The sequence below is a fragment of the Dysgonomonas sp. PH5-45 genome, from assembly GCF_029893235.1.
In the GTDB taxonomy this organism is placed as follows: domain Bacteria; phylum Bacteroidota; class Bacteroidia; order Bacteroidales; family Dysgonomonadaceae; genus UBA1309.
This window is the reverse complement of the sequence record NZ_JARXWE010000010.1, coordinates 18,201-34,889: the sequence shown is the minus strand read 5'-3', so window position 1 is coordinate 34,889 and position 16,689 is coordinate 18,201. Positions and strand designations below refer to the sequence as shown.

General features: G+C 43.4%; 17 protein-coding genes. 8 read left to right on the top strand and 9 right to left on the bottom strand.

The features are described from left to right. The first annotated feature begins 77 nt into the window (after positions 1-77). The 3 genes from M2132_RS05385 to M2132_RS05375 all read left to right on the top strand — a co-directional run bounded on the left by M2132_RS05385 (position 78) and on the right by M2132_RS05375 (position 2,664). Positions 78-659: a pentapeptide repeat-containing protein gene (locus M2132_RS05385; RefSeq protein ID WP_280698221.1), complete on the top strand. Its 582-nt coding sequence runs from the start codon at positions 78-80 to the stop codon at positions 657-659. 69 nt (positions 660-728) lie between these two features. Continuing rightward, the gene (locus M2132_RS05380) at positions 729-1,661 is read left to right on the top strand and encodes a T9SS type A sorting domain-containing protein (RefSeq protein WP_280672073.1); all 933 of its coding nucleotides are present in this window, start codon (positions 729-731) and stop codon (positions 1,659-1,661) included. A 70-nt stretch (positions 1,662-1,731) separates the two neighbouring features. Then, positions 1,732-2,664 (top strand): T9SS type A sorting domain-containing protein, encoded by a 933-nt coding sequence (locus M2132_RS05375; protein ID WP_280672072.1) that lies wholly within the window; start codon positions 1,732-1,734, stop codon positions 2,662-2,664. A 69-nt stretch (positions 2,665-2,733) separates the two neighbouring features. Here the strand turns inward: M2132_RS05375 and M2132_RS05370 are convergent, their stop codons facing one another. From M2132_RS05370 to M2132_RS05340, 7 genes are all read right to left on the bottom strand, one after another. Beyond that, on the bottom strand, positions 2,734-4,857 hold the full coding sequence (locus M2132_RS05370) for a Tex family protein (RefSeq protein ID WP_280672071.1): 2,124 nt from the start codon (positions 4,855-4,857) through the stop codon (positions 2,734-2,736). Between the two features lie 29 nt (positions 4,858-4,886). Further along, positions 4,887-6,350, bottom strand: a complete 1,464-nt coding sequence (locus M2132_RS05365; RefSeq protein WP_280672070.1) for a sodium:solute symporter — start codon at positions 6,348-6,350, stop codon at positions 4,887-4,889. 53 nt (positions 6,351-6,403) lie between these two features. Further along, positions 6,404-6,625, bottom strand: coding sequence for a membrane protein insertion efficiency factor YidD (gene yidD, locus M2132_RS05360; RefSeq protein ID WP_280672069.1), 222 nt, complete (start codon positions 6,623-6,625; stop codon positions 6,404-6,406). Next, positions 6,622-7,041: a ribonuclease P protein component gene (gene rnpA, locus M2132_RS05355; protein ID WP_280672067.1), complete on the bottom strand. Its 420-nt coding sequence runs from the start codon at positions 7,039-7,041 to the stop codon at positions 6,622-6,624. The genes yidD and rnpA overlap by 4 nt, the downstream gene beginning before the upstream one ends. A 224-nt stretch (positions 7,042-7,265) precedes the next feature. After that, the gene (locus tag M2132_RS05350) at positions 7,266-7,808 is read right to left on the bottom strand and encodes a DJ-1 family glyoxalase III (protein ID WP_280672066.1); all 543 of its coding nucleotides are present in this window, start codon (positions 7,806-7,808) and stop codon (positions 7,266-7,268) included. 10 nt (positions 7,809-7,818) lie between these two features. Then, positions 7,819-8,691 (bottom strand): energy transducer TonB, encoded by an 873-nt coding sequence (locus tag M2132_RS05345; protein ID WP_280672065.1) that lies wholly within the window; start codon positions 8,689-8,691, stop codon positions 7,819-7,821. 34 nt (positions 8,692-8,725) lie between these two features. Continuing rightward, the gene (locus tag M2132_RS05340; RefSeq protein ID WP_280672064.1) at positions 8,726-9,442 is read right to left on the bottom strand and encodes a pyridoxine 5'-phosphate synthase; all 717 of its coding nucleotides are present in this window, start codon (positions 9,440-9,442) and stop codon (positions 8,726-8,728) included. 224 nt (positions 9,443-9,666) lie between these two features. Here M2132_RS05340 and M2132_RS05335 point away from each other — a divergent pair, with 224 nt between their 5' ends. The 5 genes from M2132_RS05335 to ispE all read left to right on the top strand — a co-directional run bounded on the left by M2132_RS05335 (position 9,667) and on the right by ispE (position 13,723). Further along, entirely contained in the window at positions 9,667-10,551 is an 885-nt protein-coding gene (locus M2132_RS05335) for an NAD kinase (RefSeq protein WP_280672063.1), read from the top strand. A 4-nt stretch (positions 10,552-10,555) separates the two neighbouring features. After that, complete coding sequence (locus M2132_RS05330; RefSeq protein WP_280672062.1) at positions 10,556-11,179, top strand: ribonuclease H family protein; 624 nt, start codon at positions 10,556-10,558, stop codon at positions 11,177-11,179. A 26-nt stretch (positions 11,180-11,205) separates the two neighbouring features. Next, the gene (locus M2132_RS05325; protein WP_280672061.1) at positions 11,206-11,898 is read left to right on the top strand and encodes a DUF2461 domain-containing protein; all 693 of its coding nucleotides are present in this window, start codon (positions 11,206-11,208) and stop codon (positions 11,896-11,898) included. A gap of 96 nt (positions 11,899-11,994) precedes the next feature. Beyond that, complete coding sequence (locus M2132_RS05320; protein WP_280672060.1) at positions 11,995-12,891, top strand: diaminopimelate dehydrogenase; 897 nt, start codon at positions 11,995-11,997, stop codon at positions 12,889-12,891. 25 nt (positions 12,892-12,916) lie between these two features. Then, positions 12,917-13,723 (top strand): 4-(cytidine 5'-diphospho)-2-C-methyl-D-erythritol kinase, encoded by an 807-nt coding sequence (gene ispE / locus M2132_RS05315; RefSeq protein ID WP_280672059.1) that lies wholly within the window; start codon positions 12,917-12,919, stop codon positions 13,721-13,723. Positions 13,724-13,821: 98 nt separating this feature from the next. Here the strand turns inward: ispE and M2132_RS05310 are convergent, their stop codons facing one another. Both M2132_RS05310 and M2132_RS05305 read right to left on the bottom strand, forming a co-directional pair. Continuing rightward, on the bottom strand, positions 13,822-15,615 hold the full coding sequence (locus tag M2132_RS05310) for a chloride channel protein (protein WP_280672058.1): 1,794 nt from the start codon (positions 15,613-15,615) through the stop codon (positions 13,822-13,824). An 87-nt stretch (positions 15,616-15,702) separates the two neighbouring features. Further along, positions 15,703-16,662, bottom strand: a complete 960-nt coding sequence (locus M2132_RS05305; protein WP_280672056.1) for a WG repeat-containing protein — start codon at positions 16,660-16,662, stop codon at positions 15,703-15,705. Positions 16,663-16,689: the final 27 nt, after the last annotated feature.

The window sequence follows — 16,689 nt, the reverse complement described above, 5'->3', positions numbered from 1 at the left end:
AATCCTCTAAAACAATTGTAAGCCCTTTCCACAGAAAAAGAGTATCTTTATTGGCTAATAGAAAAAATAATATAACAATGTATCTTGACGAAAAATTATACGAAAATGCCACCTTCGAGAAAGAAAACTTCTCGGAAAAACAAATAGATAGCACAGAGTTTTACGGGTGCAACTTCAGTGGATGTAACTTCGCGGGTAACGACATAACGAACTGCAAATTTATTGATTGCAACTTTTCGGGGTGCGACCTTTCGATGTGCAACCTGCAAGAAACACAACTGTCGGATGCCGTTTTCGTAGATTCAAAACTGATGGGCATAAAGTTCGACCGTTGCAATAAGTTTGTTTTCAGCATACACATCACGAACTGCATACTCGATTACAGCTCATTTGCACAAATGAAGATACCCAAAACTCCATTTCTGAAATGTAGCATGAAAGGGGTCGACTTCTCAAAAACAATGCTCGAAGGGGCAATTTTTGATGGTTGCGACCTCACGGAGGCCATCTTTGACGAATCGAACCTCAAAGCCGCCGATTTTTCTACCGCACGGAACTATATCATAGACCCACGCGAAAACTATATAAAGAAAGCTAAATTCTCGCGCGACGGGTTATGGGGGCTGCTCACAAATCTGGGCATCCGGATAGTAGATTAACCCCTATTATTTAAGATATTTTCCGATAAATTTGTTATTATTGTACTATAATTTTAAAGGATAATCACTATGAAAACACATTTATTAAAACTCTTTGTTTGTATTTTTTTACTGCAAGGATATGCGCCAACAGCATTAGCTAACGAAGGTGACGCTTTTCCAAAATCGGATGCTATATGGGTAATACACCTGTTTGATGTAGATCAATGGAAAGGCGAACAGTATGTTTACGGACTTTTGGGCGATACCATCGTTAATGATATGGAGTATCAAAAGCTTTATCTGCTGAATGATACCATACTGACTATTGACAGCAGAGATATTTATGTAGGCGGAATAAGGCAAGACGGCACGAAAGTTTATATAAAACCCGCTGATAACAAGAATCAAGAGGAATTGGATGAATTCCTGATGTTCGACTTTAACTGGGATGGTACAGAACTTATAATCAAAAAGCCACCAATGGGCTGGTATAATTTTGCCAAACAGCCAACATTTGAGAATGTGGCTCCTATTGAATATTGGGATATTGATTATTCAGATTTTTATTATTATTATTATTATTATTTGGTTGAAGGAACAGGAGCTACATCCGGACTATTTTTTATGCCATTCGAATTCATATTAGATAACTCAGGTAGAGGACAGGGTGGAAGGCTTATCTGTATGAAGCAAGGAGATGAAATAAAGTATTTGAGTGAGGGTTGTGCTTCTTGCTTTGAAACAGAACCAATATCCTCTTCCATATCCGAGAGCAAGAAAGACAATATAGCCCATGTTTTGTATACCCCTGCAAACGATGCCGTGCAAATAAATATAGAAAGCAAGATTCCTGCTCTTTTTCAACTATATGATGTAAATGGTAGGCAAGTGATGGATTTTGAATTAAACGAAACCACAACAACAGTAAACGCTTATAATTTACCCGGAGGAGTTTACATTTATAGGATAAGCAATATAGGTACTCACCAGTACGGTAAATTTATAAAAAAAATGATATAATTGGCGGTATAATTTTGTTATTAACTTAAAATTTACTATTATTGCGCAATAATCTTAAAGGACAATCACTATGAAAACACATTTATTAAAACTCTTTGCCTGTATTTTTTTGCTGCAAGGATATGCGGCAACAGCATTAGCTAACGAAGGCGGCGCTTTTCCAAAATCGGATGCTATATGGGTAATACACCTTTATGACATTGATTGGAAAAAGGGAGAGCAATATATTTACGGACTTTTGGGCGATACTATCGTTAATGATATGGAGTATCAAAAACTCTATCTGCTGAATGATACCATACTGACTATTAACAGCAGAGATATTTATGTAGGCGGAATAAGACAAGAAGGCACGAAAGTTTATATAAAACCCGCTGACAACAAGAACCAAGAGGAATTGGATGAATTCCTGATGTATGATTCTGATTGGAAGGATTTAGATTTAAATTTTATAATTAAAAAGCCATTAATGGGCTGGGATTATTTAGCCAAACAACCCACATTTGAGAATGTTTCGCCTTTAGATTACGGAGAAATCGATTATTCAACAGTTGGAATAGGTGAGTCTTATTTCATTGATGGAATTGGAGTTACATCCGGATTATTTTTCCTTCCCATTCGTTATATAACGGATGGTTCAGGTAGAGGACAGGGTGGAAGGCTTATCTGTATGAAGCAAGGAGATGAAATAAAGTATCTGAGTGAGGGCTGTACTTCTTGCTTTGAAACAGAACCAATATCCTCTTCCATATCTGAAGAAAAAAGAGATAATAATATAGCCCAGATACAATACATTCCCACAAACGATGCCTTGCAAATAAATATGGGAAGTAATTTTCCTGCTCTTTTTCAATTATACGATGTTAATGGTAGGCTTGTGATGGATTTTGAATTAAACGAAACCACAACAACAGTAAACGCTCATAATTTACCCAAAGGAGTTTACATTTATAGGATAAGCAATATAGGTACTCACCAGTACGGTAAATTTATAAAACCATAACTTATTCCACATAGTGGTAAAGGCTATGGAGTATTAGTATTTTCCTATTTTTTTATATTAACAGAGAAACTAATTCAAACCTTTCATTGATAGTTGAACACGTTTGCGGGCTACGTCGACCGACAGTACCTTGACTTGTACATACTGGTGCAGGGAAACCACCTCGGTAGGGTCTGAAACGAATCTGTCGGCAAGTTCGGATATATGTACCAGTCCGTTTTCCTTGATGCCTACATCTACAAAACAGCCAAAGTTGGTTACATTGGTCACAACGCCCGGCAGAACCATGCCTTCGCGCAGGTCGTCGATTGTTTTTATGGTGCGGTCGAACTCGAAAGCCTGAATCTTTTTACGGGGGTCGCGTCCCGGTTTGTCCAACTCCTGCATAATGTCGTTGAGGGTTGGCAGGCCTACCGTATCGGACACATATTTTTTCAAATCGAGCTTTGACTTCAAGCTCTTATCCTGTATCAAATCTCCCACCGTACAATTCAAATCACTGGCCATTGCCTCCACAATGTGATAACTTTCGGGATGCACAGCCGAATTGTCTAACGGATTCTTAGCATCGGCAATACGGAGGAATCCGGCACACTGCTCAAAGGCTTTTTCGCCCATGCGTGCCACCTTCATCAGTTCGCGGCGACTGCCAAAGGCTCCATGCTCTTGGCGATAATCCACAATATTTTGTGCAAGAACAGGCCCCAAACCCGATATGTAAGTCAGCAGGTGTTTACTTGCCGTATTCACGTTTACCCCAACGAGGTTTACACAGCTTTCTACGGTCTGGTCGAGCGACCTTTTCAGCTTTCCTTGGTCTACATCGTGCTGATATTGCCCCACTCCTATCGACTTGGGGTCTATCTTTACCAGTTCGGCCAACGGATCCATCAGCCTACGTCCTATCGAAACTGCGCCACGCACCGTAACGTCGTATTCAGGAAATTCTTCGCGCGCCACTTTCGAAGCAGAATAGACGGAAGCCCCGTTTTCGCTAACCACAAATACCTGTACTTCCTTTTCGTACCGCAGATTGGTTATAAACTGTTCCGTTTCGCGGCTTGCCGTACCGTTGCCAATAGCAATGGCATCTATGTTGTAGGTCGAAACCAATTTGACAACCTTGCTGCCGGCTTTTCCCTTTTCATTCTGCGGTGGATGCGGATAAATTGTCTCGTTATGCAACAAACCACCCTGCGCATCAAGGCAAACCAACTTACAGCCTGTGCGATAACCGGGGTCAATGCCCAAAACACGTTTCTGACCCAAAGGAGGAGCAAGAAGCAATTGACGCAGATTTTCGGTAAACACACGGATAGCTTCTTCGTCGGCTTTTTCTTTCGACAAGGCTGCAAATTCCGTTTCGATAGAAGGTTTCAGCAAACGCTTGTAAGCATCCTTTATGGCATCGGCTACATAATCGGCAGCTTCGTTACGGCCTTTCAGGAAACGTTTATCCAAACGCTCCAGAGCATCGTCTTCGTTGGGCGATATACTTACCCGCAAGAATCCTTCGGCCTCACCCCGGCGCATTGCCAACAGACGGTGCGAAGAGCAACGGGTAAGCCGTTCGCTCAATTCGAAATAGTCGCGATATTTATCGCCCTCCTCTTCCTTTCCCTTCACCAGCCGCGATGTTATCACCGCCTCACGCTGAAAAAGGTTACGGATAGCATTACGGGCATATTCGTCTTCGCTCACCCACTCGGCAATAATATCGCAAGCACCGCCAATGGCTTCCGTCACGTCTTTTACATCGCCTTTCACAAAGGCGTAGGCTTTGGCTTCAACATCAATATTCTGTTGTGCCATAATCAGTTTTGCCAAACCTTCCAACCCTTTTTTGCGGGCTATTTCGGCACGGGTCTGCCGTTTCGGTTTGTAAGGCAAGTAAATATCTTCAAGCTGGGTAGAATCCCAACAACTTTCGATACGCTGTTTAAGTTCGGGTGTAAGTTTTTCTTGTTCTTCTATCGACTTCAGTATAGTCTGTTTGCGCTTCTGAAGCTCGTTCAACTTATCGTTCCAATCTTTTACGGCTGCGATCTGAACTTCGTCTAACCCTCCCGTAGCTTCCTTACGATACCGGCTCACAAAGGGGATTGTGGCTCCACCTTCGAGCAAGGCTACGGTTTTTTCTATCTGCATTTCTCTCAGCCCAAGGGCCGATGCTATTAGTTTGGTAAAAGACATAGCGTATGTATATATATGTTTTATCTAAATTATAATTTAAGCTTAGCTGTTCGTTGCTTAGACGACATCGCCATCAATCCCGCAAAGGTCAGGAAGCCGTTCATCATCAGAAGTTCGTAACCCATCGTATAGCCATAAAAATGTTCCAGCAAAAGCGTTATGCCAAAACAAAGGAAAGGCGAAGCTACGCAGATGTAAGGAACAAACCTGTCTTTGGTGGCACGCCGTGTAAACAAGCCAAAGGCAAACAACCCCAACAGAGGCCCGTATGTGTACGACGCACTGGTATAGATTGCATCCAATACATTAGTGCTGTTCAGAGCATTTATTATCAGTATGGCAAAAATGAAAACCACACTCATGCCAATATGTACTCTTTTGCGTATTCGTTTTGCCTCCTCCTCGTTTTTCTTACCAATATCGAGCAAATCTACACAAACCGAAGTTGTGAGCGCGGCCAACGCCGAATCGGAACTGGCAAAAGCCGCTGCTATAATACCTATCGTAAAGAATATCAACACCGGAAGCCCCAAATATTCGGTAGCCAGCATGGGTAGTATCTGGTCGGTTTTTTCGGGCAAAGTTATTCCCTTTTGTGTGGCAAAAGCCAAAAGCAGAATACCCAAGCAAAGAAACAGGAAGTTTATAGGAATAAAGGCAAAACCATAACTCACCATATTTTTCTGGGCATCTTTCGGATTTTTGCAAGTCAGATTCTTCTGCATCATGCTCTGGTCTAAACCTGTCATAACGATAGTGATGAATATACCGCTCAAGAACTGCTTTACAAAATTCTGTTTGCTGCCCCAATCGTCAAAAACAAAAATACGGGCATGTTTGCTGTCTGCTATTGTAGCCACAGCCTCACCAAAACTAAGATCCATCTGGGTTACCACTTGCCAGATTATCAGGATCAAGGCCCCTATCATGCAACTTGTTTGCAGGAGGTCTGTCCAGAGAATGGTTTTTATCCCACTTTTGTGTGTATAAATCCATATCAGCAGGAGTACCCCCGTAACCGTTACCCAAAACGGAACACCCCACCGGGCAAAAACAAGTGCCTGCAAAATCATCACAGCCAGATACAAACGCACGGCAGCACCCACCACTTTAGAGAGGATAAAAAACGAAGCCCCTGTGCGGTAAGACTGAAATCCCAAACGTTTGTGCAAATACTCGTAAATGGTTGTCAGATTCAGTTTATAGTATAGAGGCAGTAGCACATAGGCAACAATCAGGTAACCGACAAAAAAGCCCAACACCATTTGCATATAGGTCATATCGAGCACACCCACTTGTCCGGGCACGGAAACGAACGTTACCCCCGATATTGACGACCCCACCATGGCTATTGCCACCAACCACCACGGCGATTTGCGGTTGCCCAGAAAAAAAGCATCGTTGTCGGTATGACGCCTACCGATGAAGTACGATATTGTGTACAGCAAGCCAAAATAAACCGCAATGATAATGAGGATGGATGTTCCTACCATAAGAGTTTTTCTATATTTCCGTTTCTATTCTTTTCATAAGTTTTTTGGGTATATCACGGCACAGGGTCATACCCATGACCTCCCCACGGATTGCAACGGGCAATGCGCTTCACGGCAAGCCAGCCGCCCTTGAAAGGCCCGTGTTTTTTGATCGCTTCTACCGCATATTCCGAACAGGTTGGCGTGTAGCGGCAAGCTGCTGGCAACAAAGGAGATATGCTATATTTATAGAAATATACCAAGCCCAAAAGTATTTTGGAAAGTATTTTTTTCACGCTTCTTTCTTTCTGTTTTCGGTTACTGTTCTTTGTTTCAGTACAGCAGCAGCTTTTAAGATAGCTTTTTCTATTTCATGGAAATCGGGCAACTCGTCTTTCAGATACAGAAATGCTATATCAACCGATTGCCCCAAGGCATGAGCCACAGCCTGAAACTCCGACTTGTTGAGACGGTAGTTTTCCCGTATCAAACGCTTCACTCGGTTGCGCTTAACGGCTCTTTTAAACTTTTTTTTCGATACACTTGCCAGTATCGCAACCCTTGGGATATCATCGCCCGAGCGGAGCATATACACCACCCGCAAAGGGTAAGCTATGAACGACTGCCCTCTGGTAAAAAGCAAATCAATCTGCTTATTACTGCACAAACGCTCTTCTTTGCAGAATGTATATGAGGGAGTTTGTCGGTTCATTTATTTTAATAGGTTGTTTACATAAACAAAGAGGCTGCCTCAGAAGTATTTTCTTGTATCCTTTGTCATGTTGAACTATAATGAAACATCTCCTACCAACGGGTAGGGATTCTTCGTTACACTCAGAATGACAAAAGAAAGTAGCACTTTTGGTAGTGCAATCCTACTTTTGAGACAGCCTCTTCAAATTTATTTTCATTGCGCGGAAGCAATTTCTTTGTTCATTATTTTACAAGCAGTCCTGCCGCAACTTCGTCGCGTTTGACTTTGCCGCACACTGTTTCAACAAGCTGCAAAGCAAAGTCGAAGGTTAGCCCCGGGCCACGGCCTGTAATCACGTTTGCGTCAACCACAACCGCTTTGTCGGTTTCGAGAATAGCGCCTGTCAGGTATTTTTCAAATCCGGGGTAACATGTAGCCTTACGTCCGTTAAGTATGCCTAAGCCTCCAAAAACCATCGGAGCGGCACAGATGGCGGCAACATTCTTTCCGCTATTGTAAAATGCCAGAATTTCTTTTTTAAGTCCTCCGTGGTCGTTGATACGGGGTGTACCACCCGGCAAAACCAAAAGTTCGGCCTGCGAAAAATCAACATCCCCAAACATCATATCGGCAACAACAGGCACCTGATGACTGGCCACAACTTGTTTCGTATCTTCGAGCGAAACCGTTTTTACACTTAAACCGGCTCTACGCAAAATATCGACAGTACCTAAAGCTTCAATCTCTTCGAAGCCGGTAACCAGAAATACAAATATATCTTTCATCGTTATACAGTTAGTTTAGGTTAAACTTATATGTAATTGTTCCCTTCTGATTTCCCAGAGTTGATACAGTATTGAACTTTGTTCGCTGTGCCGCCCGTATAGCCGCATTGCGCAAAGTTGTATTGGGTGTATTAGTGCCACGGCCTATGGAGGCAGATATAACATTCCCTTTGGGGTCTACCGTTATATCAACAACTACCGTTCCGTAATCGTTTACCGAATAAGTGGGTTTCACCAATCCGCTCGAACCAACGTTACGCCCGCCAAGGTCATAACTACCCCAACCGCCAACGCCCGACGTTTTTCCGTGGCTGGCATTACCGGTCGGTACGCCTTGTGTTCCTGTACCATGAGTATTGCCTCGGCTTCCGCTACCGGTTCCGTAGCCCAACAATCCGCCAACCTTTTTGTTGATATTATCTTTTTGCTCGGCCTCGGCCCTTGCTTTTTTAGCTGCTTCGGCAGCCTCTCTCTGCTTGCGGTCGGCTTCTATGGCATCCAATCGTTTTTTTTCGTCGGCTTTCTTTTCGGCCTCGGTTTTCACGGCAATTGTTTTTTCCATGCTCTGGGTCAGCGACGAGCTGGGTGTTTTTGTGGTTGCCGAGGGTAAAGCCTTCCTTGTTTCTTCGGCAATAACCGAAGGCGGATTAGGTTCCGACAAATCGACATTGGCCGCGGAAGTGCCATCGCCCCGCCCAAAAGGTTCGTCATCGCCAAAAGCATCGGCTACGTTACCAAACATAACGGGCACGCCTTCTATCTTATCGGGCCTTAAATCGGCGGCAATAGGCTTTATGTATGTAAGTAACAGAAAAACCACCAGAAGCAAGTGTACCACACATGCCCCTAATATTCCTGTATTTCTTTCTTTGGCAAATCTCATATCCTGTTTGGTTAGTACGGCGGGAGGCGCCACTCTATATATTCAAACAATTCTTGTACGAGGCTATCGTTTTTTCCAGCCCTAAATACAAAGCATCGCTAATCAGGGCATGCCCTATCGAAACTTCGTCGATCCAAGGAATTGTCGCTATCAAATAATTCAAATTCTGTAAACTCAAATCGTGTCCGGCATTTATTCCCAACCCAAGTTTTTTTGCCAGCTTTGCCGCTTCAAGGAAAGGTGCTACTGCCGCTTCCTTATTTTTGGTATAATCGGCAGCATAAGGCTCGGTATAGAGTTCTATGCGGTCTGTTCCTATTTTAGCGGCATATTCTATTATTTCGGGTTCCGTTCCCGTAAAAATAGATGTACGGATACCTGCCTGCGAAAACTCTTCGACCACCTCGCTCAAAAAACTCTGGTTCGTTTTTGTATCCCACCCCGCATTCGATGTAATAGCATCGGGAGCATCGGGCACGAGCGTAACCTGAGCCGGCTTCACTTTTTTTACCATATCGATAAAATGTTTGCCGGGATAACCCTCTATATTGAATTCCGTTCTGATTTTTGCTTTCAAATCATACACATCCGTAAAGCGTATGTGCCTTTCGTCTGGGCGTGGATGAACCGTAATTCCGTCAGCCCCAAAAGATTCGCAATCGAGCGCAACCTGAACAAGATTGGGTACATTACCTCCGCGAGCATTACGTATGGTTGCCACTTTATTTATATTTACGCTCAATTTTGTCATAAAAACCGTTTCAAAATAAAATCAATAACATATAAAAATAACGCAAAATTGCTTATTCTACAAACTTTTTTCTCAACTTTGTAAATATTAGCAATTGCAAATTTAACACGATTAGCCGAATATGAAACCAAGACGGGGGAAAGAATTCATAATTTTTCGAAATCTTGTTTCAATATCCATATTCGGGGAGTAGTGTCTGAATTATTCTCAGGAAACCTACAACAATGAAAATAGCTATTTTAGGAAGCGACTATCAACAAGAAATGCCCATCCGCAAGTTGTTTGGCAGCCTATCCAAACACCAAGCGGAGGTATGTATCCAGAAGGATTTTTTCGATTATCTGCAATCCGAATTTAAACTCGATTATCCCCATTGCGAGGTTTTTGGTGGGGATGATTTTTCGGCCGATTTCGCCTTCAGTATCGGAGGAGACGGAACCCTGTTGCGCACGGCAGCTATTGTTGGAAAGAAAAACATTCCCATTTTAGGTATAAACACAGGTACTTTGGGTTTTCTTGCGGATATTAACGAAAAAAACATTGAGGAGATGCTCAACAATCTGTTCGAAGGGAAATACCGTATCGAACATCGTTCGCAGATACAAGTATCGACCGACTTCAACACCCTCAACGACACAGGTGTAGCTCTGAACGAAGTGGCTTTGCTGAAACAAGATACAGCCTCCATGATAACCATAAACGCTTATATCAACGATGAGTATCTGACATCTTATCAGGCCGATGGGTTGATTATATCTACACCCACCGGGTCGACAGCCTATTCGCTGAGTATAGGAGGCCCTATTATGACACCCAAGGCCGCGAACTTCATTATTGCCGCCATCGCTCCGCACAGCCTCAATACCCGCCCCTTGGTTATAGAAGACAGTTGTGTGATCCGTTTGGAGATAGAAGGGCGTAACCGTAATTATCTGATTTCGGTCGACGGGCGGTCGTCTGTACTCCCTATCGAAACCAAACTGACAATAAAGAAAGCCCAAACCGAAGTAAAGCTGGTAAAAGGGCTGGATCACACCTTTTATGGCACAATACGCGACAAACTGATGTGGGGAGCCGATCCGAGAACAACAGGGCAGAAAGAACGATAAACAGATGGCTAAGAAAAACTTTTATACGGTATGGAATGGCGTGAAACCCGGCGTTTACGATTCGTGGAACGAGTGCAAAGCCCAAGTTGAGGGCTACGACGGAGCCATATATAAATCTTTTCCCTCGCGCCAACTTGCCGAACAGGCATTCAAAGACAATCCGTGGAAGCATGTAGGGCAACAAGCAAAAAAAACACCCACACCCTTTACCGCAACTCACAATATAATAAAAGACAGCCTATCGGTAGACGCCGCATGCAGTGGCAACCCCGGTGCGATGGAATACCGTGGAGTGTATGTGCGCACAGGCGAGCAAATTTTTATTCAAGGCCCTTTTGAGCAAGGAACCAACAATGTTGGTGAATTTCTGGCTTTGGTGCATGGCCTTGCCCTGCTCAAACAACAAAACCTGACTATACCCATCTATACCGACAGCGTAAATGCCATAAAATGGGTGAAAGACAAAAAATGCAAAACAAAACTCGAACAGACAGAAAAAAACGCACCTATTTTCGATTTGATAGAACGTGCCGAAAAATGGCTGAGAGAGAATACATACACCACACAAATTCTGAAATGGGAAACCGCCCATTGGGGCGAAATACCCGCCGACTTTGGCAGGAAATAATTTAAAACAACACACACAGAAGTGCTATGGCAGCAAAAAAAATAGAAGCATTCAAAGGGTTTTCGCCCGAAACCATCCGGTTTTTCAAAGACTTGGCGGCAAACAACTACAAAGAGTGGTTCGATGCCCATAAGAGCGTATACGACAACGAAGTGGTTGCTCCCCTGAAATCGCTGATTACATACCTCACACCTACCATGTACAACATAGACCCGGCTTTCGAGCTGCGTCCGCATCGTGCCATGTCGCGCATATACCGGGATGTACGTTTCTCAAAAAATAAAGACCCTTACAAAACCTGTATGTGGATTACATTTCAGTTGCCCGTATCGAGAGACGACTGGAAAGACTATCCGGGCTACTTTATGGAAATAAACGGCGACAACTATATATTGGGAATGGGGCTCTTCATGCCAAAAAAGAAAGTCATGGATGTGTTTCGCGAAGAAGTTTCGTTCCATGCCGAAGAGTTTCGCCGTGTAACTCAAGAAACTGTTTTAGACAGGGGCTTCCTATTGGGTGGGGACGAATACAAAAGGCCTTTGGCAAACGATTTGCCCGAATATCACCAGCAATGGATTCAACGCAAGGGCATATATGTATATAAAACAATACCCATCGGCAACGAAGTGTTTTCCGTAGAGTTTGCCGATCGGCTTGCCGACGATTTTCAGGCTTTGGAATGGCTATACAAATTCATGAAAGAATGTCAGCCGTAGGCTAAACGAAAACACAGGAAAGTTTGTTATACAATCAGTCGTACAAAAAAAATAGAACTTACATCTTTTTATAAAATTAAAAACGCAATATATACAATGAAAAAATTACGTGCTGCTATTGTTGGCTATGGAAATATTGGCAAACATGTGTTAGAAGCCATCCAAACATCGCCCGACTTTGAAGTTGCCGGCATCGTTCGCCGCGACACGACAAACATCCCCGACGAAATCCGCAATTACACAATAACTGACAACATTGTCAAACTAAACGATGTAGATGTTGCCATTCTCTGTACACCAACCCGTAGCGTGGAAACCCATGCAAAGGAATGCCTGTCGTTAGGAATAAACACGGTAGACAGTTACGACATACACACAGGCATCGTTGACCTGCGCCGCGAACTGGACGAAGTAGCCACCGCCAACAATAAAGTATCCATAATATCGGCGGGATGGGACCCCGGAACCGACTCTATGGTACGCTCCATAATGGAATTTATGGCTCCAAAGGGAATCACTTATACAAACTTTGGCCCCGGCATGAGCATGGGCCACACCGTTGCAGTGAAAGCCATCGAAGGCGTGAAAGCCGCCCTCTCTATGACTATTCCCGTTGGGACAGGTATTCACCGCCGAATGGTTTATATAGAAGTGAAAGACGGCTATAAGTTTGAAGATGTGGCTAAAGCCATCAAAGCAGACGATTATTTCAGTCACGACGAAACCCATGTAATGCAAGTGGACGATGTAGACAACCTGAAAGATATGGGACACGGAGTGCATATGAACCGCAAAGGCGTTTCGGGCAAAACTCAAAACCAACTTATAGAGTTCAATATGCAAATAAACAACCCTGCGCTTACAGCCCAAGTGCTTGTTGCCGCCGCCCGCGCTTCAATGAAACAAAGGCCGGGAGCATACACCATGATAGAAGTGCCCATTATTGATTTCATTTACGGCGATAGGGAACAGCTTATAAAGAAATTGGTTTAACCCCCCTTGCAACAGAGAGTATATTATGATTTGTTTTCCAAATGCAAAAATAAATTTGGGGCTGAATATCGTCTCCAAAAGAGAGGACGGATATCATAATCTGGAAACTGTTTTTTATCCCATCGGCATTAAAGATGCTTTGGAGATAATCCCGTTGGCAGACGGGAAAGACAGTTTTTCGGAATCAGGAATCAAGGTCGATTCGCCTCCCGATAATAATTTGGTGATAAAAGCCCTAAAGCTGATGAGGGAAAGTTACGACATTCCTCCCATCGAAGTTCATTTGCTAAAAAAAATACCATTTGGCGCGGGTATTGGCGGAGGTTCGGCCGACGCCTCTTTTATGCTCTCTTTGCTCAACAAAACATTCAGACTGAATATACCGGATAGTGAACTTGCCTTTATGGCTCGTAAGTTGGGCGCCGATTGTCCCTTTTTCATTTATAACCGTCCGCTTTTTGCAAAAGGGATAGGAGAGCTATTTGAAGACGTGGAACTATCCTTGCAAGGCTACCACTTTGTTCTGATAAAACCCGATATACACATTTCCACAAAAGAAGCCTTTGCTCTGATAAAACCCAAGCAGCCGGAGGTGTCTTTAAAAGAAATTGTATTGAAGCCCATAAACCAATGGAAAACACTGATGCGCAACGATTTTGAAGACAGCATCTTTCCACAGTTTCCCGAAATAGAACGAATAAAAAATAAACTGTACGAACTGGGCGCCGTTTATGCCTCCATGTCGGGTTCCGGTTCGTCGGTTTACGGTATCTTCGGCCAACCCGCAGATTTAGAAGGCAACTTCAAAGATTGTTATATTTGGCAAGGGTAAAGCTTTGCCCCTTTCCGGTTTTTTTGAGGGGCGGGCTTACTATTAAAAAGATATAGTATAGACCGATACGATAAGAGGTTTTCGCTCTTTTTTTGCTTTCAATCGCCTTCGTTGCCCGAAAAGTTGTCTACAAGTACTTTGCGGTAAGTATTCAAGATAGTAGATTTAGAAACAAAACCGAGGTAAACACCTTTTTCGTCCACAACAGGCAGATTCCATGCTTTAGTTTCGTCAAACAACGACATTATCTTCCGCACAGGCATATTTATGTCTATTATCGCAGGAGGCGCAACCATAAAACGTTCTACCTTGAAACGGTCGTAAAGTTCAGGGCGGAACATTATATTCCGGATATTATCAAGCAAAACAAGCCCTATCAGCCTATCTTCCTTATCTAACGTCGGGAACACATTCCGGGGAGAGCTCGATATAATTTTCACTACATCGCCAAGTGTCATATCGGGGCGCACAGGTTGAAAGCCTTTTTCTATTACAGTGTTCAAAGACATCAAGGTCAAAACAGCCTCATCCTTTTTGTGTGTCAGCAGTTCTCCTTTCTTAGCCAAACGCATTGCATATATGCTGTGCGGCTCAAATATCTTGATGAAGAGGTACGAAACAATCGAAACAATCATCAACGGCAAAAACAATTCGTATCCGCCCGTCAGTTCCGCTATAAGGAACGTCCCCGTTAACGGGGCATGCATAACCCCGGCCATAACCCCGGCCATGCCCATAAGTGCAAAATTCTCTTGCGGAAGGTGTGGTATGTCCCATTGGTTTGCCACGTACGAGAAAACAAATCCTGCGATACACCCCAAAAACAAAGACGGAGCAAATATACCACCCGTTCCGCCCCCTGCGTTCGTGGCGCACGAGGCATATACTTTCAGCAGCAGGATAGCCCCCAGAAAAGCAACAATGCCCCATCGGGTATCCCTGAAGCCATAAAAAAGGCTTCCTTCCATAATGGCTTCGTTGTTAACCAAGCCACTGAGCAGGGAGTTTATGGTATCGTAGCCTTCGCCATAGAGCGGAGGCAAAAGGAATATAAGGATACTCAAGAGGGTTGCTCCCAAGCCAAATTTTTTCCAATACGACAGTTTCCTGAAAATATCTTCTGTCCAGCTCATTGCCCTTGTAAAGTATAGCGATACCACTCCGCAAAAAACACCCAGAAGTATAACGTAAGGGATACGCTCCAGCTCAAACAACTCGGCATGGGCATACTTGAACATAGCTTGTGTGCCTGTGGTTACATAAGCAAAGGTGGCTGCCGTAACCGACGATATAAGAAGCGGCAGAACCGTACCCATCGTCAGGTCGAGCATCAAAACCTCAATCACAAATACAAGCCCGGCAATCGGAGCCTTAAATATCCCCGCAATGGCTCCCGCAGCCCCGCAACCAATCAGCAACATCAAATGCTGCTGTTGTATTTTAAAAGCACGCCCAAGGTTAGAACCAATGGCTGCGCCGGTCAGTACGATAGGAGCCTCTGCCCCAACCGATCCCCCGAAACCTATTGTAATGGAACTTGCCGCAATAGAGGTGTACATGTTGTGCGCCTTGATGTAGCTCTTGCGTTGCGAAATGGCATACAGAATCTTGGTGACCCCATGGCTGATATCGTCCTTCACTATGTAGCGGACATACATACCGGCTATGAGTATCCCCACAACGGGATAAACCAAGTACAAATAGTTTGCCTCGGCTATATCGAAACTCCCCGTGAGAGCATCTTGTATAAAATGGATTATCGTTTTGAGTATCAAGGCTGCCGTGGCGGTAAGAATTCCTATCAGAAAACTGATAAAAATAAGGAATTGCCTTTCCTTGATGTGTTTTCCACGCCAAAGCAAAAACCTTTCAAAACACTTTTTCAGAAACATTATTCTATTAAATTTTTAAAAAGGCAATAAATTTATACAAACTTACCTTTCCAAAAAAATTTATCTCCTTTTTTCTTGCCCTATGGTTTATAAATTAACTTCCTTTCCGTAGCAATCAATAGTCATCAGGCGGCCTTGTTTCTCAACAAGACTTGTGCAATTGGGCGAAAAACGGCTCACATTGTCGTACACGGCAGGCAGTATGCGCCCGTCCGACCCTACAAAGCCACATTTATTGTTTTGCTTCACAGCCACGATTCCCATTTCCTCCTGATAAAAGATAATGCGGTCGTAAACGGCGGGAATAATTTTATAGTCGTAAGTTATGAAACCTATCTTCTGCCCTTGTTTTATGATTGTAAAACCACGGTCGGGGTCGCATATCTCATCGTATTTGTCTTCAAGAATCACTTTGCCCGATTTATCTATCAGCCCAAACTTATCGTTTTTCGCAACCTTATAGAAAGGTAGGTGTTCGAGAGTCGCTATTTGCGTATAAACAGGGTTAATTACAACCTTCCCTATGTTATCTATCAAACCCTGAAAACCATTTTTGGTGACCGAATACAAGCTTTCAGAAAATTCCTTGATGTTTTCGTATTCGGCAGGCAGCACCAATTCTCCGTACTTGGTGATAAGCCCTTGCTTATTTCCTTTTTTTGTAAGGTAAAGGTAATCGTTCATTTTGCTGAAGCCGTTATAGTCTGTGGGGAGAATTTCGCGGTTGTTATAATCAACAAGGCCCCATTTTTCGCCCTGCTTAGCCATGAACAGATTGTCGTGAAATTGCAATAAATCGTCGTATACGGCAGGGATAACCGCCTTTCCATTTGTGTCTATAAGCCCGTGTTTGTTGTCTTTTTTTACAGTATAGAACCGTCCTTGGAGGTGCGATATCTCATCGTAAGTAGGCTTCAAGACCACCCGTTTGTTGTTTTTAAGACCGAATTTATTATTCTTATCGCTTATAACTTCAATGCCTTGCGCACAAAGCATCTGTGTTGAAAAAAACAAAATAGCAACAAAAGAAAGTATGCTTAATTTCATGGTTTAATGTGTATATGTATATTTTTT

Coding starts and splice junctions, on each gene's coding strand:
- M2132_RS05330 (WP_280672062.1), top strand. CDS start 10,556: ATGGCTAAGAAAAACTTTTATACGGTATGGAATGGCGTGAAACCCGGC.
- M2132_RS05370 (WP_280672071.1), bottom strand. CDS start 4,857: ATGTCTTTTACCAAACTAATAGCATCGGCCCTTGGGCTGAGAGAAATG.
- M2132_RS05375 (WP_280672072.1), top strand. CDS start 1,732: ATGAAAACACATTTATTAAAACTCTTTGCCTGTATTTTTTTGCTGCAA.
- rnpA (WP_280672067.1), bottom strand. CDS start 7,041: ATGAACCGACAAACTCCCTCATATACATTCTGCAAAGAAGAGCGTTTG.
- ispE (WP_280672059.1), top strand. CDS start 12,917: ATGATTTGTTTTCCAAATGCAAAAATAAATTTGGGGCTGAATATCGTC.
- M2132_RS05310 (WP_280672058.1), bottom strand. CDS start 15,615: ATGTTTCTGAAAAAGTGTTTTGAAAGGTTTTTGCTTTGGCGTGGAAAA.
- M2132_RS05325 (WP_280672061.1), top strand. CDS start 11,206: ATGGCAGCAAAAAAAATAGAAGCATTCAAAGGGTTTTCGCCCGAAACC.
- M2132_RS05385 (WP_280698221.1), top strand. CDS start 78: ATGTATCTTGACGAAAAATTATACGAAAATGCCACCTTCGAGAAAGAA.
- M2132_RS05340 (WP_280672064.1), bottom strand. CDS start 9,442: ATGACAAAATTGAGCGTAAATATAAATAAAGTGGCAACCATACGTAAT.
- M2132_RS05365 (WP_280672070.1), bottom strand. CDS start 6,350: ATGGTAGGAACATCCATCCTCATTATCATTGCGGTTTATTTTGGCTTG.
- M2132_RS05380 (WP_280672073.1), top strand. CDS start 729: ATGAAAACACATTTATTAAAACTCTTTGTTTGTATTTTTTTACTGCAA.
- M2132_RS05350 (WP_280672066.1), bottom strand. CDS start 7,808: ATGAAAGATATATTTGTATTTCTGGTTACCGGCTTCGAAGAGATTGAA.
- M2132_RS05305 (WP_280672056.1), bottom strand. CDS start 16,662: ATGAAATTAAGCATACTTTCTTTTGTTGCTATTTTGTTTTTTTCAACA.
- M2132_RS05335 (WP_280672063.1), top strand. CDS start 9,667: ATGAAAATAGCTATTTTAGGAAGCGACTATCAACAAGAAATGCCCATC.
- M2132_RS05345 (WP_280672065.1), bottom strand. CDS start 8,691: ATGAGATTTGCCAAAGAAAGAAATACAGGAATATTAGGGGCATGTGTG.
- M2132_RS05320 (WP_280672060.1), top strand. CDS start 11,995: ATGAAAAAATTACGTGCTGCTATTGTTGGCTATGGAAATATTGGCAAA.